This is a genomic window from Streptomyces sp. CNT372 (assembly GCF_000377145.1).
The window spans coordinates 230,876-248,340 of record NZ_KB897781.1; the positions used below are offsets into that span (position 1 = coordinate 230,876).

Below are 17,465 nucleotides of genomic sequence, written 5' to 3' on the forward strand. Positions count from 1 at the left end.
TTAATCGTGTGCTTTGGTTGTGCCCGACATACCGACGACACCCACGACGAGGGACGGACTCATGGACGCGCTGTACACCGCTGTCGCCACCGCCAACGGGCGCGAGGGCCGCGCCGTCAGCTCCGACGGTCGTATCGACCTGCCGCTGGCCTTCCCCGCGGCGCTCGGCGGCAACGGCGAGGGCACCAACCCCGAGCAGCTCTTCGCCGCCGGCTACGCCGCGTGCTTCGCCAGCGCGCTGGGCGCGATCGGCCGCCAGGAGAAGATCGACGTCAAGGACGCCTCCGTCACCGCCGAGGTCTCCATCGGAAAGGACCTCAGCGACGGCGGCTTCGGGCTCTCCGTGATCATGCGCGTCGAACTGCCCGACCACCTCCAGGGCGAGGCCGGCCGGGACCTGCTGGAGAAGACCCACGCCTACTGCCCGTACTCCAAGGCGACCCGGGGCAACCTGCCGGTCGAGCTCGTCATCGAGTGACGCGGGACCGCGGCGCCCTCCCGGGACCGCTGCGGGGCGGGCGTGGCACACGGGGGCGTGCCCTCGCCCCCGTGTGCCCGTCGGCGCGACCGCGGACCCCGGCGGGGCGTCGGACCCCGGCCGGCGAGGTGCCACCCGGGCGGAGTCCCGGCGGCACCTCACTGGAGTTCGCTGAAGCGCTCGGTCGCCCGGGTGCGTCCGGCGGCGATGATGGCGTCGTCCGCCTCCACGACGGTCTCGGGGGTGGCGTAGGTGAAGCCCTTGCCGGGGCGCTTGATGGCGACGCCGGTGATGTCGTGGCGGGTGCGCACGGACAGTCCGGACTTCCATCGCAGAACAATGCGGAGTCGATGCAGGTGCCGTCGTTGCACGTTACGACGCCGTCTGGGCGTTCCTCTCACCCGGCGGTGGCAGGGGGCCGCAGGTGGCCTAACCGATGACGACGTCCGCGGAGCGCGGATGTCGTAGATGGCGCCGGGCAGGGCTGGTGAGGCCCTGCAACGACGGCTCGATCAACGACCGCAGTTCGTCCGGCACGATGCACGGACGAGAGTTCCGCTTCCCCACGAACCGAGCAACGAGCGTCCAAGCCGACAGTCACACCATCAGCGACTTCTGTTAGGACCTCTTAGGGCGGCGGAGCCGTCAGAGAGGCCGCCAGGGGCAGGCGGGCCAGCGCGAACACACCCACCACCACCGCCGCGACACCAAGCAGCTGGGGCACCAGCCACCACCCGGAGCGGACCTGCTCCTCGTAGAGGACGATGCCCAGGGTCAGGCTCACGGCGGCGTCGCCGAGGGTGATCGCCGGCTGGGAGGCGACCAGCGGCCCCGACTGGAGGGCGTTCTCCAGCAGGAACAGGGCCGCCCCGCCGGTGACGGCGAAGGCGTAGGTCTGCCAGGCCGTCAGGAAGGCCCCGATCCCGTGGTCGTCGAGGGTGTGCATCGCGGACTTCATGAGCGCGGCGGTCAGCGCGTACGCGATCGCGGTGGACGCGCCGAGGCAGGCCGCCCGGGCCCGGCCCTCGGACCGCCGGAGCGCGGCCCCCACCAGGACGGCGACGACCCCCGCGCACACGGCCAGCGCGAGCACCCAGCGGTCGAGCGGCACGCTGGTCCGGTTGCCGCTCGGCGCGGCGGCCCACAGCGCGGTGCCCAGCCCGACGACCACGCACCCGACGGCCGCCCACCCGGCGGGCGGGAGCCGGCCGTGGAGCAGCAGGGCGGCGATGACCAGGGCGAGCGGCAGTTCGAGCACGAACAGGGGCTGGACGACGGTCAGCGGGCCGGTCGCCAGCGCCACCGCCTGGCAGACGGCCGCGCCGATCACCGCCGCCATCCCGGCGAGCCAGACCGGGTGCTTCAGCAGGTCGAGCATCAGCCCGGCGCGGAGCTTGTCCGACCGTGGCACCTCCAGCGCGGCCTTGCGCTGGAGGACCGTCGCCAGCGCGTTGCTGGCCGCGGCTCCGACGGCGAAGAGGACCGGGAGGAGTAGGTGCACGGGAGCGGGCCTCCGGAAGCAGCGGTGCAGGACGGCGGGCGGCGGGCAACGGGCGGCGGACGGCGGGCAACGGGCGGCAGACAACGGGCAACGGTGGGCGGGCGGGAGTTCCGGCGGACGCTCACGGCGCGCGGTCAGCGGCCGAGGAGGTGTCCTACGAGGTGTCGGCGCCCTGCCCCGGGACGGCCGGTCGCGGCCCGGGGCCCCCCGGCCCGGGCGCCTCCTGCCCCTCCGGCGGCTCGCGCAGCGCCTGCCGCACCGCCCAGAGGACCGCGACCAGCGGCACCGCCGCCACCGCGCCGATCACCCCGGCCGCCACCGCACCGCCGATCACGGCCAGCGCGACCACGATCGGGTGCAGCCGGACCGCCCAGCTCATGACCAGCGGGTGCAGCAGATGGCCCTCGATCTGCCCGATCACCACGATCAGCGCCACCACGATCCCCGCCACCAGCGGCCCCTTGGACGCCAGGGCGACGACGGCCGCCACGGCGAGGGCGACCGGCGAGCCGATCAGGGGGACGAACGCGGCGAAGAACTCCAGCAGGGCCAGGGGCAGCGCGAGCGGCACCCCGAGCAGGGTGAGGGCGATACCGACCAGGACGGCGTTGGTCGCGGCGACCAGCAGCACCCCGTGGGTGTAGCCGGTGAAGGTGCGCCAGGCCGCGCGCCCCGCGGTCATCGTCCGGGGCCGGGCGGCGGGCGGCAGCTGGGCGCAGAACCAGGCCCACTGCCGTTCCCCGGAGTGCATGAAGAACACCGAGCAGAAGAGGGCGAGCGCGAGCACCGTGACCACCTCGACCAGCCGGTCCGCGCCGCTGAGCGCAGTGCTGAGGACGGTGGAGCGGTGCTCGGAGATCAGATGGCCGATCCGGGACTGGATGTCGGTGAGGGCGTCCGGGTTCAGCCGGAACGGTGGCTCCTCCAGCCAGCGTTCGATGCGGTCGATCCCGGTGCGGAACTCGCGCATCAGGGTGGTCCGCTCACTGGCGACCGCCTCGCCGACGAGGGCGAGGATGCCGAGGACGAGCAGGATGCCGCCGACGAGCGTCACCCCGACGGCGAGCGGGCGGGGCACGGCGCGGGCGAGCAGTCCGGCGACGGGCCGCAGGACGGCGGCGATCACCAGGCCCAGGAAGACCGCGACACCGAGCTTGTGGAAGCGGCCGAGGAGGGAGAACGCCCCGAAGACGAGGACGGCCACCACCAGGACCCGCCAGGCGTAGGCGGCGGCCAGGCGCAAGCCCATGGGGACGCGGGAGCCGGCGTCCCCGTAGGGCGGGGGCGGGGGCGGCGGGGAAGGCCGGGGGCCGGGTGGGGTGGACATCCTCTTGCCCGTACCACCGGGCGCGTCCGCGGCCACGCGCCCGGCGGGGGAATCGCCCGAAGGCACGGCCCGGACTCAGCCGACCGGCCCGCGCGGGGGGCTGCGGGCGGGATCGGCGGGCCGGGGCCGGTCAGGAGGAAGGGCACACCGGGGCCGGCGGCGGATGTCCGGGGCGCCGGTGCCGCTGTTGCCGGTGCCGCTTCGGAGGCGGCGGCGGACCGGAACCCGGCGGGCCGCTTCGGAGGGGCGGCGGCGGACCGTGGCCCGGCGGGCCCCGGCTCAGCTCTGGCCGGTCTTCGCGGGCGTCGCCTCGCTGGGACGGACGATGACGAAGCCCTCGCCCTCCAGCTTCAACTGGACCGCCTCGCCCGAGCCGCCGCGGATCATCGAACCGACCGACTGCGAGCGGTGCAGCGAGGTGTGCAGGGTGGCGCTCCAGCCGACCACGGCGTCGGTGTCCACGAACACCGGCTGCCCGGGGCCCACCGGGATGACGATGGGCGTGCCCTCGCAGATCACCGCCAGCTTCCCCTGCCCGGTGAAGACACTGTTGAACAGGCCGCCGCCCGCCATTCCGGCGCCCTTGACCATCTTTATCTCGTAGGCGAGCGAGGCGTCGAAGCACAGGACGTTGCGGCCGTTGACGGTGAGCGCGTCGCCCGGGTCGAGCTCCACGATGAAGCAGTTGGCCGCCTCGTGCGCGAACCACGCCTCGCCCTGGCCGCGCACGGCCATCAGCGGCAGGCCCTCGCCGGTGACGGCCCGCTTGAGCATGCCGCCGATGCCCTGGCCCTTGCGCTCGAACTGCAGGTTGCCGCGGAAAGCGATCATCGAGCCCTGGCGCGCGTGCATCTCGCCGTTGACCGCGTACTTGACCGACTTGGCGTTCTGGAGGGTCATGCCGGGGGCCGTCGCCTGCTCGGCCATGTGCTCGGAGTTGAACAGATCGCTTCTCATGCCGGGCATCCTCACCCGGAGCGCGCCGTTCGCACAACGCCCGCGCCGGGGGCCGTCCTTCCCGGCTCCCGTGCCGTCCTTCCCGGCTCCGGGGCGGCCGGGACCGGCTGGCAGACTGGGCGGGTGAGCAGCGAGAACCCTCCGGAGACGCCCGCCCCCGCGACTGCCCCCGGCACAGCCCCGGTACCTCCGGCGCCCGGTCCCGACAGCCCGTTCCGGCACGGGAGCGTCCGGCGCGACGAGGCCCCGCAGTATGTGCTGCCGCTCGTCGTCCGCGTCGAGAAGGCCGCGCCTCCCGCCCGTACGGACGCGCTGGAGACGGCGGCCCGCGCGGTGCTGGAGATCCTCGGCGACGAGCGCTCGCACGGCGACGGCGAGTGGGCCGGGGCGATGCGGGCCTGGCAGGACGCGCGCATCCGCAAGGTGGTGCGGCGGGCGCGCGGCGCGGAGTGGCGGCGGGCGAGCGCCCTGCCCGGCATCACGGTGACGGGCGGCGCGGGCGAGCGGGCCGCCGAGGTACGGGTGTTCCCGCCCGTCCCGCTCGACGGCTGGCCCAAGGAGCTGGTGAAGCTCCAGGTCTCGGGCACCGAACTGGACGACCCGGAGCAGCCCGCCGCGCCGAAGGCGGGTGCGCCGGTGCTCTGGCTGAGCCCCGCGGTGACCATGTCGGCGGGCAAGGCGATGGCGCAGGCGGGCCACGGCGCCCAGCTCGCCTGGTGGGAACTGACCGACGCGGGGCGGGAGGCGTGGCGTTCGACCGGGTACCGGCTGTCGGTGCGCACGGCGGATACGGCACACTGGCGCGCACTCACGGGCAGCGGGCTGCCGGTGGTGCGCGATGCCGGCTTCACGGAAATCGCGCCGGGAAGCACGACGGTGGTGGCCGACCACCCGGCCCTCAGGGGCGCGGACCCGCGGTAGCGGTCCGGCCCGGCGGGCCGGACGCCGCCGACCGCGACGTGATCCCGGTCGCACTTCTCCCGAGGCCTGAACACTCCCGCACCGCGCCGCGTACTCCACTGCACCGCCGAGTAGTTCGACCGGCTGGGATCGACCGGCCGGGGGCCGGCGGACCCGGCCGGTCGGCGACCGGCGCAGGTCTGCCGTGTCACGTATCGGCTCTGGAGGCACTTTGTTGCGGCGCATCAACGGGACAGTTCTCATCATCGCGGCCCTGGTCGTCACGGCCGGCGCCCTGGCGTTCCCCGTATGGTCGTACGCCGACCGGTCCGGGACCGGCCAGGCGAATCTGAACGCCTCCACCGTGGCGACCCAGTGGGGGCCGCTCTCCGCCACCGACCGGGACTTCCTGGTCAAGGTCCGGCTCGCCGGGCTGTGGGAGCTGCCCGCCGGGCAGCAGGCGCTGGAGCGCGCGCCCAGCCAGGCGATCAAGGATGCGGGCGACCACCTCATCGTGGGCCACGCCGACCTCGACCGGCGGGCCCGGGACACGGCGGCGAAGCTCGGCGTGGAACTGCCGAACCAGCCGACCGAGCAGCAGCAGGGCTGGCTGCGGGAGATGTCGGCGGCGAGCGGCAAGGAGTACGAGTACAAGTTCGCGAACCTGCTGCGCAACGCGCACGGAAAAGTGTTCTCGCTGATCGCACAGGTCCGGCACACCACCCGGAACACGCTGATACGGCAGCTCGCCTCGGACGCCAACCAGACCGTGCTGGACCACATCACGATGCTGGAGGCGACCGGGATGGTGGACTTCGACGCCATCGCCAACGAGGCCGCGGGCGGCGCGACCGCCAGCCCGACCGGTCCGCCGCCGCCGAACGGGAACCTGCCGCCGTCGCCGCAGCCGGTGGACCCGCCGGCGGACCTGGAACTCACCTCGGAGCCCTCACCCGCACCTCCGGGCACGGTCAACACCAACCGGCCGGAGCCGGGCGAGTCACCGGCGGGGTGACGCGGGCGGTACGGAGGTGACGGGTCCGGCGGTCGCCGGACCCGTCATCCGTTTCCGAAACCTCAAATGTTGCTCTGAACGTCCTCTTCTGCGGGTTCACGGCCGTCCCGCAGGGCCATGACACCCCTGCGCACCGCGGACCGCGGAGGCCGGCAGGAGGGGGACATCGTGGAACTCGGCATCGGTATCGGCTGGCGGCCGGAGATCGCGGGGGCGGTCGAGTCGCTGGACGGCCTCGACTGGGTCGAGGCCGTCGCGGAGAACGTCTGCCCCGGCCATCTGCCCGACTCCCTGGAACGGCTGCGCGCCCGGGGTGTCCGGATCGTCCCGCACGGCGTCTCCCTCGGCCTCGGCGGCGCGGACCGCCCGTCGCCGGAGCGGCTCGCCGCCCTCGCGGAACGGGCCGAGGCGCTGGGCTCGCCGCTGGTCACCGAGCACATCGCGTTCGTCCGGGCGGGCGGCGCGCTGACGGCGTCCCCGGCGCTGGAGGCCGGCCATCTGCTGCCCGTCCCCCGCACCCGGGACGCGCTGGCGGTCCTCTGCGAGAACATCCGCATCGCGCAGGACTCACTGCCGGTGCCACTGGCGGTGGAGAACATCGCGGCCCTGCTCTCCTGGCCGGACGAGGAACTGACCGAGGGCCAGTTCCTCGCGGAGCTGGTCGAGCGGACGGGGGTGCGCCTGCTGATCGACGTGGCCAACCTCCACACCAACCACGTCAACCGCGGCGAGGACCCGGCGGCGGCGCTGGACGCCCTCCCCCTGGAGGCCATCGCCTACGTCCATGTCGCGGGCGGCGTCGAACGCGACGGCCTCTGGCACGACACCCACGCCCACCCGGTCCCGCCCCAGGTGCTCGCCATCCTCACCGACCTCCGCTCCCGGATCGCCCCACCGGGCGTCCTCCTCGAACGCGACGACGACTTCCCGCCCGCGGCGGCGCTGGCGGCGGAACTCGCCACCATCCGGACCACCCTGACGCGGGCGGCGGCGCCCGACACCACGCCGGCCCGCACGGCCGCGCCGGGCGCGCCGGGCGCGCCGGGACACCCGGGCGGCCCGCCGCCGACCGGTGCCGGACGTGCACCGGGCGCCGGACACCGCGACGCCACCGGGGACGGCAAGATGCTCGCCACCAGCGACCAGGCCGCCGCCGACACCCAAGGCCGACCGGCGGCCGGACCTGCACCGGGCGCCGGACACCGCGACCCCGCCCAGGCCGGCAAGAGGCTCGCCACCAGCGACCAGGCCGCCGACGCGCAGGGCCGACCGGCGGCCGGGGCCGGCACCGACCAGGGTGACGGGCCCACTGCGCCCGTCACCGCGGCGCCGGCAGGCGGCGGACGCCCCCACGCCCGGCAGGCAGCCACGGCAGGTCGTGCCGACGGGGGGCCGGACGGCGCGTCGGGCGCTCTCGGCGAAGCGTCGGCCGAGACCGCCACCGGGGGCCCGGCCGGTGCCGGACAGGCGACAGGCCACGCCCCGGACGCGCCCGGGGCACCGGGCGGCGACCCTGCGCCCGGTGGGGCCGACGGGCGGCCGGGCCGGGCCGGGCTGCCGCCCGGGGCACGGGAGCGGGTGGGGATCGCGCAGGCCGCGTTGCTGTCCGCGCTGGTCGCGGGGACGCCCGCGCCCGCCGGGTTCGACCGGGCCCGGTTGCGGGTGCAGAGCCGGGCGCTGGCGGCCAAGCGGGCGGACGTCGTCGCCAAGGTGGCCCCGGAGCTGCCCGGGATTCTCGGAGACGGCTACCGGCCCGCGTTCCTCGCGTACGCCAGGGCCCGCCCGTTGCGGGCCGGGTACCGGCGGGACGCGCTGGACTTCGCGGAGCACCTGCTGGCCGCCGGGCGCCCGGAGAACCCCGCCGCGCGGCGGCGGCTCACGCTGTGGTGGCAGGACCGGGCCGCGCCCGAACCCCCCGGGCGGGCGACCCGGATCGTCCGCGCCGCCCGGGCCGTGCTCACGGGCGTGGGGAGATGACCGCCATGAACGGAATCGCACTCGCCGTCTGGCTCGTCGTCGGCCTCTCCTCCGCGCTGCTGGTCGCCCGGGTGACCGCCGCCCTGCGCGGGCCGCGGGCCGACGGGAACGGGGTCCACGGCGTCTACGAGGCCGCGTTCCTGAGCGGCGGCCCGGCCCGCACCGCCGACGCCGCGATCGCCGCCCTGCAGGCGGACGGCCGGATCGCGGTCGGCGGGCCGGGGATCGTCACCGTGCTGCGTCCCGTCGCCCACGACCCCGTGGAGCGTTCCGTGTTCGACGCGCCGGTCGCCGGTCCGAGCGGCGCGCTGGGCGTCCTGCGCACCGCCGTCATGCGCGGTCCCGCCGTGCAGGAGGTCGGTGACGGCCTCGCGGCCCGCGGGCTGCTGCATCCGCCCGGCTCGCACCGCGCGCTCGTGGCGTGGGGCACGACCCAGGGCATCCTGTGCGTACTCGCCACGCCGGTGTCGTTCCTGCTGACGGTCGTGGCCCTGTTCGCCGACGAACCGGCGCTGGACGGCTGGCCGTTCTTCGTCCTCGTCCTGCCGGTCCTGGTGGCGGGCACCGTGATCGGCTTCTCGGGGGCCGCGCGGGTGCGCCGCCGGGTCTCCCGGTCCGGGCGGCAGGCGCTCGCCGCGTACCGGGCGGCCGCCGAGCACACCGTGCCGGGCGCCGCCGGGCTCGTCGCGCTGCACGGGGTGCGGTCCCTGCCGGACCCGGTGTTCGCGGCCCAGTTGACGGCGGCGGCCCGGCAGGGGGTGCCGTCCCCGGCCGGGACCGCGCCGGCCGCCGCGTTCGCGTACGGCGCCGGGACGCCGTATCCCGAGCCCGTGTGGTGCGGCGGACCGGGCGGGCCGGAGACCGGCTGGGACTCCGGGCCGGGCTCCGGGGGTTCGGGGTGCGGCGGGTCCTCCGGCGGCTGCGGGGGCTCATCCTCCGGTTCCGGCTGCGGCGGCTCCTCGGGGTCGAGCTGTGGCGGCGGCTCCTCCGGATCGAGCTGCGGAGGCAGCTCCGGCTGAGAGGGGACGCGCCCCACGCCCGGCACGCCGGGCGTGGGGCGGCGGCGAAACGTCCGAATCCTGGGATTCCGGTGGCGCCCCGCTCCCCCGTCGCGTAGACATCGCCCATGCTCTGGCTCGCTCTCCTCGCCCTGGCATGGGCGGCCTCCGCCGTCAGCTGCCTGCGCCTGTGCCTGGCCGCCGCCGACGCCCCGCGTCTGCCCGGCGCGGACGAGGATGCCGGGCGGCCGGGCGCGCCCGGCCGGCTGACGCTCCCCGAGGCCGCGTTCCTGGCCGGCGGCCCGCACCGGGTCACCACGCTGGCCCTGGTGTCGATGCACCGGGAGGGACGGCTGCTGCTCGCGCACACCGGATGGACGACGGTCGTGGACCCGGAGGGCGGCGACGATCTCGAACGCTCCGTCATCGGCGCGGCCGGCCCCGGCGGTCAGGAGCGGACGGCGGCGGTCCGGGACGCGGTGGCGGGCGGCGCGGCCGTACGGCGGCTGGGCGACCGGCTGGTGGCCCAGGGGCTCGCGGTCCCCGAGAGTGCCCGCTCGGCCGTCCGGTCCGCGCTCCGCGCGGTGCGCGCGGCCGGGGTGCTCACGGTCGCACTGGCGGCGGGCGCGGTGCTGTCGCTGCCCGCGGGCGTGGCGGCGGGCCCGGTGGCGGCCTGGTTCGCGCTGCCGCTGCTGCTGACGCTGGGCGCTCTGGCGGCGGCCCGCTTCGAGGTGCACGCGTACACGGGCTGGGCGTCGCCGCTCGGCGCGGGCCGGCTGACCGCCCTGGTCGCCCGCGCGGCCGCGGCCGACGACGGGACGGACGCGGACGGGGGCCGCGCCCGGCTCACGGCGCTGGCGGTGTTCGGCGTCGGGGCGATCGAGGACCCCCAGTTGCGTACGGCCCTCGACGGGACGGGCGCTCCCCCGCTGCCCGACCCGCGCTGACCCGGACCGCCGCGCGGGGCCCGGACCGCCGCGCGGGGCCCGGACCGCCGCGCGGGGCCCGGACCGCCGCGCGGGGCCCGGACCGCCGCGCGGGGCCCGGGCCGGCGCCGGGCCCCGGCCCGGGACCCGCAAGCCACCGAGCCGCGAGCCCCCGCCGCGGCTCACAAGCCCCCCGACGCCCCGCGCCGGGCCCGGCTCACACACTCCGCCGCACCGGCCCGGGCCCGGAACCCGCGAGCCCCCCGCCGCACCGCCCCGGTCCCGCGCCCGCCTCACGTCGCCGGGCGGCTGTCCTTGCCGTCCAGCCACAGCGTGTCCGACGCGTCCCGGTGCGACCCCGTCGAACCGACGTGCTTCGCGTCGATCACCGGGCCCTTCTTGATCACGTGCACGATCGCCATCCCGTGCCCGCGCCCGAGGCCGTGCTCCTCCTTCAGCCACTGAAGGATGGTGCCCGCTTTCACCGCCGGGTCGTCGTAGCCGCGAGCCTTCGCCCGGTCCACGAGCTGACGCGGCGTCAGTCCGGTCCGGGTCTCGGCGGCGTCGAGGTAGGCCTGGAAGGACATGTCCCCTGCTTTCTCCGTGCGCGGCTGCACCCGCGCGATGCGTGACGGTCGTCGCAAGGAAGACGCCGGACGCCCCCGGAACTCATCGGCGCACGGCACGTCAATCCCGCGCGCCCCGCCCGACACGCGCCGCCGACACGCACGGCGGTGCTTTACATGCTCATATGCCCTGCCAAAGATCCTTCTGTCCTCGTGGCCCCAGTCCCCACCGCCCCACGGGCCGCCGCGCGCACGAAGGGAACGCGATGAGAGCTGCTGTGACGTTCGGGACCCTGGCCGGTCTCGGTTCCTTGGTCCTCACGGCCGTGGCCGCCCCCGGCGCCACCGCCCGGCCCGCCGGCGCGGACGCCGGCCGGGAAGCGCGCCACGTTGGCCCCGAGGCACGCGGCACCGCCCTCGCCGCCGCGCGCGCCTCGGCGGCGGGCATCGACTTCGGCGCCTGCCCCGCCTCCGAGGGCCTCTCGGCGGAGGTCCGGTGCGGCACGGTCGAGGTCCCCCTCGACTACGCGGACCCGGACGGGACCCGCATCCGGCTGACCGTCAGCCGCGTCCCGGCGACCGGCGAGGCGTCCGAACGCCAGGGCGCGCTGGTCTACAACCCGGGCGGCCCCGGCGCCTCCGGCATGTACTTCCCGATGGCCGCCCGGCTGCCCGAGTGGCGGCGGATCTCCCGGGCCTACGACCTCGTCGGCTACGCGCCCCGGGGCGTGGGCCGTTCCGCGCCCCTGTCCTGCCAGGACCCGGCCGACTTCCTCAGGGCACCCACCTTTGCGCCGACGCACCCCTCCCCCGCGTACAAGCGGGAGCGGATCGCTCAGGCCCGGGCGTACGCCCGGGGCTGCGCGCGCAGCACGGGCCCGGCGCTGCGGCACTACACCTCCCTCAACAACGCCCGGGACCTCGATGTCCTGCGGGCCGCCCTCGGCGAGGAGCGCCTGACCTTCATGGGCGCCTCCTACGGCACCTACTTCGGCGCCCTGTACGCGACGCTCTTCCCCTCGCACGTGCGCCGGATGGTCTTCGACTCGGCCGTGGACCCCGACCCGCGCCGCATCTGGTACCGCAACAACCTCGGCCAGTCCCTGGCGTTCGAGACCCGCTGGGCCGACTTCCGTACCTGGGTGGCGAAGCACGACGCCGTCTACAAGCTGGGCGACACGCCGGGCGCGGTGGCGCACTCCTACGAGCAGGCGCGCGCCCGGCTCGCGCTGGAGCCGGCGGGCGGCACCGTGGGGCCGGGCCAGCTGCACTCCGCGTTCCTCGCGGCGGCCTACTACGACGGGTCCTGGCCCCGGCTGGCGCACGTCCTCGCGCGCTATCTCCAGGGCGACGCCAAGCCCCTGGTGGAGCGGGCCGCACCCGACCCGGAGTCGGCGAAGGAGGCGGAGAACGGCAACGCGGTCTACACGGCCGTGGAGTGCAACGACGCGCCCTGGCCGGAGGACTTCGCGGTCTGGGACCGGGACAACACCCGGCTCGCGCGCATCGCGCCGTTCGAGACGTGGGACAACGCCTGGATGAACCTGCCGTGCGCCTACTGGCCGGCGCCCCGGCAGCGTCCGCTGGACGTGGGCACCGCGCGCGGGGAGCTGCCGCCGGTGCTGATCCTGGCGGCGGAACGGGACGCGGCCACCCCCTACGCGGGGGCGCGCGAACTCCAGCGGCGGCTGAAGGGGTCCGTGCTGGTCACCGAGAAGGACGCCGGCACACACGGGATCGGCGGCGGCGAGAACGCCTGCGTCAACCGGTATCTGGAGGAGTACCTGGTGGACGGCGGGACACCGGTGCGGCGCGCGTCGTGCGCGCCGCACCCGGAGCCGGACCCGGTGTCGCTGGACCGGCGGGCGGCGGAGCCTGAGCTGCCGCCCGTCGTCTGATCTTCCGGGTCGGGGGTGCGCGGGCACCCCGAGGGGCGGGAGGCACGCCGGCTGCGTGCCCCCGCCCTCACATTTCGGGGGCGGGCCGTCAGGCCAGGCCCGCCACCAGGTCCGCCACGCTCTTGCGGCGGCCGGTGTAGAAGGGGACCTCCTCGCGGACGTGCATCCGCGCCTCGGAGGCCCGCAGGTGGCGCATCAGGTCGACGATGCGGTACAGCTCGTCCGCCTCGAAGGCGAGGATCCACTCGTAGTCGCCCAGCGAGAAGGAGGCGACCGTGTTGGCGCGCACGTCCGGGTAGCCGCGGGCCATCTTCCCGTGGTCCGCGAGCATCCGGCGGCGGTCCTCGTCGGGCAGCAGGTACCAGTCGTACGAGCGCACGAAGGGGTAGACCGAGACGTAGTCGCGCGCCTGCTCGTCGGCGAGGAACGCGGGGATGTGCGACTTGTTGAACTCGGCGGGCCGGTGCAGCGCCATGTTGGACCACACGGGCTCCAGGGCGCGGCCGAGCCGGGTGCGCCGGAAGCGGTTGTAGGCGTCCTGGAGTTCGTCCGCCGTCTCGGCGTGCCACCAGATCATGACGTCGGCGTCGGCGCGCAGGCCGGAGACGTCGTAGGTGCCGCGCACGGTGACGTCCTTGGCCGCGAGCTGGTCGAACAGCTCCTGGACCTCGTCGGCGAAACCGCCGCGGTCCTCGGGCAGCACGTCACGCAGCCGGAAGACGGACCACAGCGTGTACCGGATGACCTCGTTGAGGTCCTTGGCCTTCTTGCCTGCGTTCGGGATCTTTTCGGGCGCACTCATACGGCTATTCTCCCGTGCCCGTCCGGGTGCCCCGCGCCAGGGTCGGCGTGGCGAGGATCTCGTCCGCGGCGCGCCGTCCGCTGCCGGCGCAGGCGGGGATGCCGACGCCGTCGTAGGCCGCCCCGCACACCCGCAGGGTGCCGAGCGCGGCGACCTGCTCCCGGACCCGCGCGACCCGGTCCGGGTGGCCGACGGGGTACTGCGGCAGTCCGCCGGTCCACCGGGTGACCTCGGCGGCGACCGGGCGGGCGGTGAGGCCGACGGCCTCGCGGAGGTCGGCCAGGGAGAGGTCCACCAGCTCGGCGTCCTCCCGGTCGAGGGCCTTCTCCTCGCCGTGCCGGCCCAGCGAGGTGCGCAGCAGGAACAGGTCCGCGGAGCCCTCGTCGACCCAGCGCCACTTGTTGGAGGAGAAGGTGGACGCCTTGATGCTCCGCCCGTCCACGGGCGGTACGAGGAAGCCGCTGCCCGGCAGTTCGCCGAGGTCGGCGCGGCGGAAGGCGAAGGTGGCCAGCGCCATGGAGGCGTACTCGACGCGGCCGAGCTCGGCGGCGGCGGCCGGGGCCTCGGCGGCGAGCAGGGCGGCGGCGGACCAGGCGGGGGCGGCGAGGACCACGGCGTCGGCGGTGAGGGTCTCGCGGTCGGTGCGGATCGTCCAGCCGGTGGCGCCGGTGCCGGGCAGGGCGGTGCGTCTCAGGGCGAGGACGGGGGTGTCGGTGCGTACCACGCCCCCCTGGGCGCGCACCGCGTCGGCGACGGCGTCCGGCAGGGTGCCCATCCCGCCGGCGAGGCCGGTGAACACCGGGCCCGCGCCCTGCTGGGCTGCTCCGCGCGCCTGGACCTCGCGGACAGCGGCGAGGAGGGAGTCGCTGCGGCGCAGCGCCTCGTGGAGACCGGGCACGGCGGCCTTCATGGAGATCCGGTAGGCGTCGCCCGCGTACACACCCCCGAGCAGGGGCTCCACCAGGCGGTCGACGACCTCGCGGCCGAGGCGTTCGGCGACGTACGCGCCGATGGCCACGTCGTCCTCGACGGCGGCCGGGGGCAGCTCGGCCTCCCGCGCGATCCGGGCCAGCCCCTCCTCGGAGAGCAGCCCGGCGAGGGCGTCGGCGGTGCCGGGGACGCCCATGACGTGGCCCTTGGGCAGCGGGCGCAGCGCGCCGCGGGTCCAGACGGCGGAGACGGCGACGGCGGGCGGCTGGAGCCGGTCCCCGAGACCGGCCGCGCGGGCCAGCTCGATGCCCTCGGGGCGGCGGGCGAGCATGGACTCGGCGCCCAGGTCGACCGGCACCCCGGCGACCTCCCCGGCGAGCAGCTTCCCGCCGAGCCGGGCAGTGGCCTCCAGCAGGGTGACGCGCACCCCGGCGCCGGCCAGCCGGTGGGCGGCGGCGAGCCCGGCGACACCGCCTCCGACGACGACGGCGTGCGGGGCGTCGGCGACCGGGTGGCCGGGGGCCTCCGGGCGGGCGGGGGTGCGGGGGCCGGCGTTCTCGGGACCAGCGTTCATGGCGCCAACTCTCTCAAATCCGGACGACGGCCCCGGACTCGGGCCCGGTGCCCGCCGCCGGGCCCCGGGTGGCCCCGCACACGGACGAGTCCCGACCGTGACCCCTTCGAGACCGGGAAAGGGCAACTCCGCCGGGGTCGGCCGCGTCGAACCGGCAAGCGCCCGCACATTCACGACCTGGGGGGTCTTTCATGCGTGCACGACGCACGGCGGCGGTACTGCTCCTGTCCGCCGCACTTGCTCTCACCGGCTGCGGCGCCGGTGACGCGTCCGGCTCGGGGGCCGGCGAGAAGCCCGCGCGCTCCGACGCCGGGGCGGCCCGGCAGAGCGCCGCGCCCGGATACGCGGCCGAGGACCATGCCGCGACCGGGGACGAGGGGAAGAACGCGGAGCGGGACGAGGCCGCGAGGAACCCGGCGGACGCGGCGGCCGGCCACCACGTCGTCCGCACCGCCTCGCTCAGCGTGGCCGTGCAGGACGCCGCGAAGGCCCTCGCCGGGGCCCGCGCGGCGGCCGAGCGGGCGGGCGGGCACGTGGAGAACGAGAGCACCGAGCGCCTCGACGACGCGACGACCACCTCCCGCGTGGTGCTCCGGGTGCCGCAGCGGGAGTACGACACGGTGCTGGCCGAACTCTCCGGCGCCGGGAAGCTGCTGTCCCGGGAGGCGAACGCGAAGGACGTCACGGACCAGGTGGTGGACGTCGAGAGCCGGATCGCCACCCAGCGGGCGAGCGTGGCCCGGGTGCGGGAGCTGATGGACCGTGCGGAGAAGCTGTCCGACGTGGTCACCCTGGAGGGCGAGCTGAGCAACCGCCAGGCGGAGCTGGAGTCGCTGCTCGCCACGCAGGCGTCGCTGAAGGACCGGACGTCGCTGGCCACCATCACGCTGGAGCTGACCGAGCACCGGGAGGAGAAGGCGGCCCGGGACGAGGACCCGGGCTTCCTGGACGCCCTGGGCGGCGGCTGGGACGCGCTGGTGGCGGTGGCGCGGTGGACCGCGGTGGCGGTCGGCGCGGTCCTGCCGTTCGCGGCGGTCGCGGCGCTGCTGTACGCGGTCTGGCGGCTGCTGGGGCACCGCCGCGGCGCCCGCGCGGAGACGGAGCCGGCGGCCCCCGCGTCCCCGGCTGCCCGGGCCTCCGTCCCGCTCCCCTCCGCCCCGCCCGTCCGCGAGGACGGCACCGTCCGCGAGGGCGGCAAGGACTGAACCGCCCCCGCCCCGTAGCGTGTTCCCCATGACGACGGAACGGCTGGTGGTCGTGGGAGGCGATGCGGCGGGAATGTCCGCCGCATCGCAGGCGCGCAGGCAGAAGGGCCCGGAGGAGCTGGAGATCGTCGCGTTCGAACGCGGCCACTTCAGCTCGTACTCGGCGTGCGGCATCCCGTACTGGGTCGCCGGCGACGTCGGCACGCGCGAGGAGCTGATCGCCCGCACCCCCGAGGAGCACCGGGCCCGCGACATCGACCTGCGGATGCGCACCGAGGTGACACGGATCGACGTGCCGGGGCGCCGGGTGCGCTCGCGCGACCTGGAGAGCGGCGCGGAGTCCTGGACCGGCTGGGACAAGCTGGTGATCGCCACCGGCGCCCGGCCGGTGCGCCCGCCGATCCCCGGCATCGACGCCCCCGGGGTGCACGGCGTGCAGACCCTGGACGACGGTCAGGCCCTGCTGGACCGGCTGGCCGCCACCGGCGGCCGCCGCGCGGTGGTGGTCGGCGCCGGGTACATCGGCGTCGAGATGGCCGAGGCCCTGCTGCGGCACGGCTACGAGGTGACCGTGGTCAACCGCGGCGAGCAGCCCATGGCGACCCTGGACCCGGACATGGGCCGCCTGGTGCGCGAGGCGATGACCGGTATGGGCATCACGGTCGTCACGGACACCGCGGTGACCGCGATCCGCACGGGCGACGACGGTGCCGTGCGCGCGGTCGTCACGGACGGCGCGGAGTACCCGGCGGACGTCGTGGTCCTCGGCATCGGCGTGGAACCGGAGACCGCGCTGGCCCGGGCCGCGGGGCTGCCCCTCGGCGAGCACGGCGGTCTGCTGACCGACCTGGCGATGCGGGTGCGCGGCCACGAGGACGTCTGGGCGGGCGGTGACTGCGTGGAGGTGCTGGACCTGGTCTCCGGCCGCGAACGCCACATCCCCCTCGGCACCCACGCCAACAAGCACGGCCAGATCATCGGCGCCAACGCGGGCGGCGGCTACGGCACCTTCCCGGGCGTCGTCGGCACGGCCGTCAGCAAGGTGTGCGACCTGGAGATCGCGCGCACCGGCCTGCGGGAGAAGGACGCCCGCGCGGTGGGACTGCGCTACGTCACGGCGGTCGTCGAGTCCACCAGCCGCGCGGGCTACTTCCCCGGCGCGGCGACGATGACGGTCAAGATGACCGCCGAGCGGCGCACGGGCCGACTGCTCGGCGTCCAGATCGTCGGCCGCGAGGGCGCGGCGAAGCGGGTGGACGTGGCGGCGGTGGCGCTTACCGCGGGGATGACGGTCGAGCAGATGACCGCGCTCGACCTCGGCTACGCGCCGCCGTTCTCCCCGGTGTGGGACCCGGTCCTGGTCGCGGCCCGCAAGGCGTCGGCGGCCGTCCGGGCGGCGGGGGCGTAGTCC

16 protein-coding genes are annotated in these 17,465 nt (G+C 75.9%); 9 read left to right on the plus strand and 7 right to left on the minus strand.

The features are described from left to right. Nucleotides 1-61 precede the first annotated feature (61 nt). Nucleotides 62-478, plus strand: a complete 417-nt coding sequence (locus C593_RS0113915) for an organic hydroperoxide resistance protein (RefSeq protein WP_018847904.1) — start codon at nucleotides 62-64, stop codon at nucleotides 476-478. A gap of 158 nt (nucleotides 479-636) precedes the next feature. Here the strand turns inward: C593_RS0113915 and C593_RS31680 are convergent, their stop codons facing one another. From C593_RS31680 to C593_RS0113935, 4 genes are all read right to left on the minus strand, one after another. After that, the gene (locus C593_RS31680) at nucleotides 637-789 is read right to left on the minus strand and encodes a hypothetical protein (protein WP_018847905.1); all 153 of its coding nucleotides are present in this window, start codon (nucleotides 787-789) and stop codon (nucleotides 637-639) included. 317 nt (nucleotides 790-1,106) lie between these two features. Continuing rightward, complete coding sequence (locus C593_RS0113925; protein WP_018847906.1) at nucleotides 1,107-1,979, minus strand: DMT family transporter; 873 nt, start codon at nucleotides 1,977-1,979, stop codon at nucleotides 1,107-1,109. Between the two features lie 154 nt (nucleotides 1,980-2,133). Next, entirely contained in the window at nucleotides 2,134-3,228 is a 1,095-nt protein-coding gene (locus C593_RS0113930; RefSeq protein WP_018847907.1) for an AI-2E family transporter, read from the minus strand. Nucleotides 3,229-3,585: 357 nt separating this feature from the next. Further along, the gene (locus C593_RS0113935; protein WP_018847908.1) at nucleotides 3,586-4,263 is read right to left on the minus strand and encodes an AIM24 family protein; all 678 of its coding nucleotides are present in this window, start codon (nucleotides 4,261-4,263) and stop codon (nucleotides 3,586-3,588) included. A gap of 123 nt (nucleotides 4,264-4,386) precedes the next feature. Here C593_RS0113935 and C593_RS0113940 point away from each other — a divergent pair, with 123 nt between their 5' ends. From C593_RS0113940 to C593_RS0113960, 5 genes are all read left to right on the plus strand, one after another. Beyond that, complete coding sequence (locus tag C593_RS0113940) at nucleotides 4,387-5,184, plus strand: peptidyl-tRNA hydrolase (protein ID WP_026277672.1); 798 nt, start codon at nucleotides 4,387-4,389, stop codon at nucleotides 5,182-5,184. 214 nt (nucleotides 5,185-5,398) lie between these two features. Beyond that, nucleotides 5,399-6,178 carry a DUF4142 domain-containing protein gene (locus tag C593_RS0113945; RefSeq protein ID WP_018847910.1) on the plus strand — a complete coding sequence of 260 codons (780 nt, stop codon included), beginning with the start codon at nucleotides 5,399-5,401 and terminating at the stop codon, nucleotides 6,176-6,178. Between the two features lie 168 nt (nucleotides 6,179-6,346). Beyond that, the gene (locus C593_RS33765; RefSeq protein ID WP_037745825.1) at nucleotides 6,347-8,155 is read left to right on the plus strand and encodes a multinuclear nonheme iron-dependent oxidase; all 1,809 of its coding nucleotides are present in this window, start codon (nucleotides 6,347-6,349) and stop codon (nucleotides 8,153-8,155) included. A gap of 5 nt (nucleotides 8,156-8,160) precedes the next feature. After that, on the plus strand, nucleotides 8,161-9,174 hold the full coding sequence (locus tag C593_RS0113955) for a TIGR04222 domain-containing membrane protein (RefSeq protein WP_020610308.1): 1,014 nt from the start codon (nucleotides 8,161-8,163) through the stop codon (nucleotides 9,172-9,174). Between the two features lie 107 nt (nucleotides 9,175-9,281). After that, nucleotides 9,282-10,100 carry a TIGR04222 domain-containing membrane protein gene (locus C593_RS0113960; protein ID WP_018847913.1) on the plus strand — a complete coding sequence of 273 codons (819 nt, stop codon included), beginning with the start codon at nucleotides 9,282-9,284 and terminating at the stop codon, nucleotides 10,098-10,100. A 272-nt stretch (nucleotides 10,101-10,372) separates the two neighbouring features. Here the strand turns inward: C593_RS0113960 and C593_RS0113965 are convergent, their stop codons facing one another. Then, the gene (locus C593_RS0113965) at nucleotides 10,373-10,666 is read right to left on the minus strand and encodes a DUF4287 domain-containing protein (RefSeq protein WP_018847914.1); all 294 of its coding nucleotides are present in this window, start codon (nucleotides 10,664-10,666) and stop codon (nucleotides 10,373-10,375) included. Nucleotides 10,667-10,911: 245 nt separating this feature from the next. Here C593_RS0113965 and C593_RS0113970 point away from each other — a divergent pair, with 245 nt between their 5' ends. Continuing rightward, nucleotides 10,912-12,543, plus strand: a complete 1,632-nt coding sequence (locus C593_RS0113970) for an alpha/beta hydrolase (RefSeq protein ID WP_026277674.1) — start codon at nucleotides 10,912-10,914, stop codon at nucleotides 12,541-12,543. A gap of 88 nt (nucleotides 12,544-12,631) precedes the next feature. Here C593_RS0113970 and hemQ read toward each other — a convergent pair whose 3' ends face one another. Then, entirely contained in the window at nucleotides 12,632-13,345 is a 714-nt protein-coding gene (hemQ, locus tag C593_RS0113975) for a hydrogen peroxide-dependent heme synthase (RefSeq protein ID WP_018847916.1), read from the minus strand. Between the two features lie 4 nt (nucleotides 13,346-13,349). Beyond that, nucleotides 13,350-14,849: a protoporphyrinogen oxidase gene (gene hemG, locus C593_RS0113980; protein WP_018847917.1), complete on the minus strand. Its 1,500-nt coding sequence runs from the start codon at nucleotides 14,847-14,849 to the stop codon at nucleotides 13,350-13,352. Between the two features lie 191 nt (nucleotides 14,850-15,040). Here hemG and C593_RS0113985 point away from each other — a divergent pair, with 191 nt between their 5' ends. Together C593_RS0113985 and C593_RS0113990 are read left to right on the plus strand one after the other, a co-directional pair. Further along, nucleotides 15,041-16,054: a DUF4349 domain-containing protein gene (locus C593_RS0113985; RefSeq protein ID WP_018847918.1), complete on the plus strand. Its 1,014-nt coding sequence runs from the start codon at nucleotides 15,041-15,043 to the stop codon at nucleotides 16,052-16,054. A gap of 28 nt (nucleotides 16,055-16,082) precedes the next feature. After that, on the plus strand, nucleotides 16,083-17,462 hold the full coding sequence (locus tag C593_RS0113990; protein WP_018847919.1) for an FAD-dependent oxidoreductase: 1,380 nt from the start codon (nucleotides 16,083-16,085) through the stop codon (nucleotides 17,460-17,462). The last annotated feature ends 3 nt before the right edge of the window (nucleotides 17,463-17,465 follow it).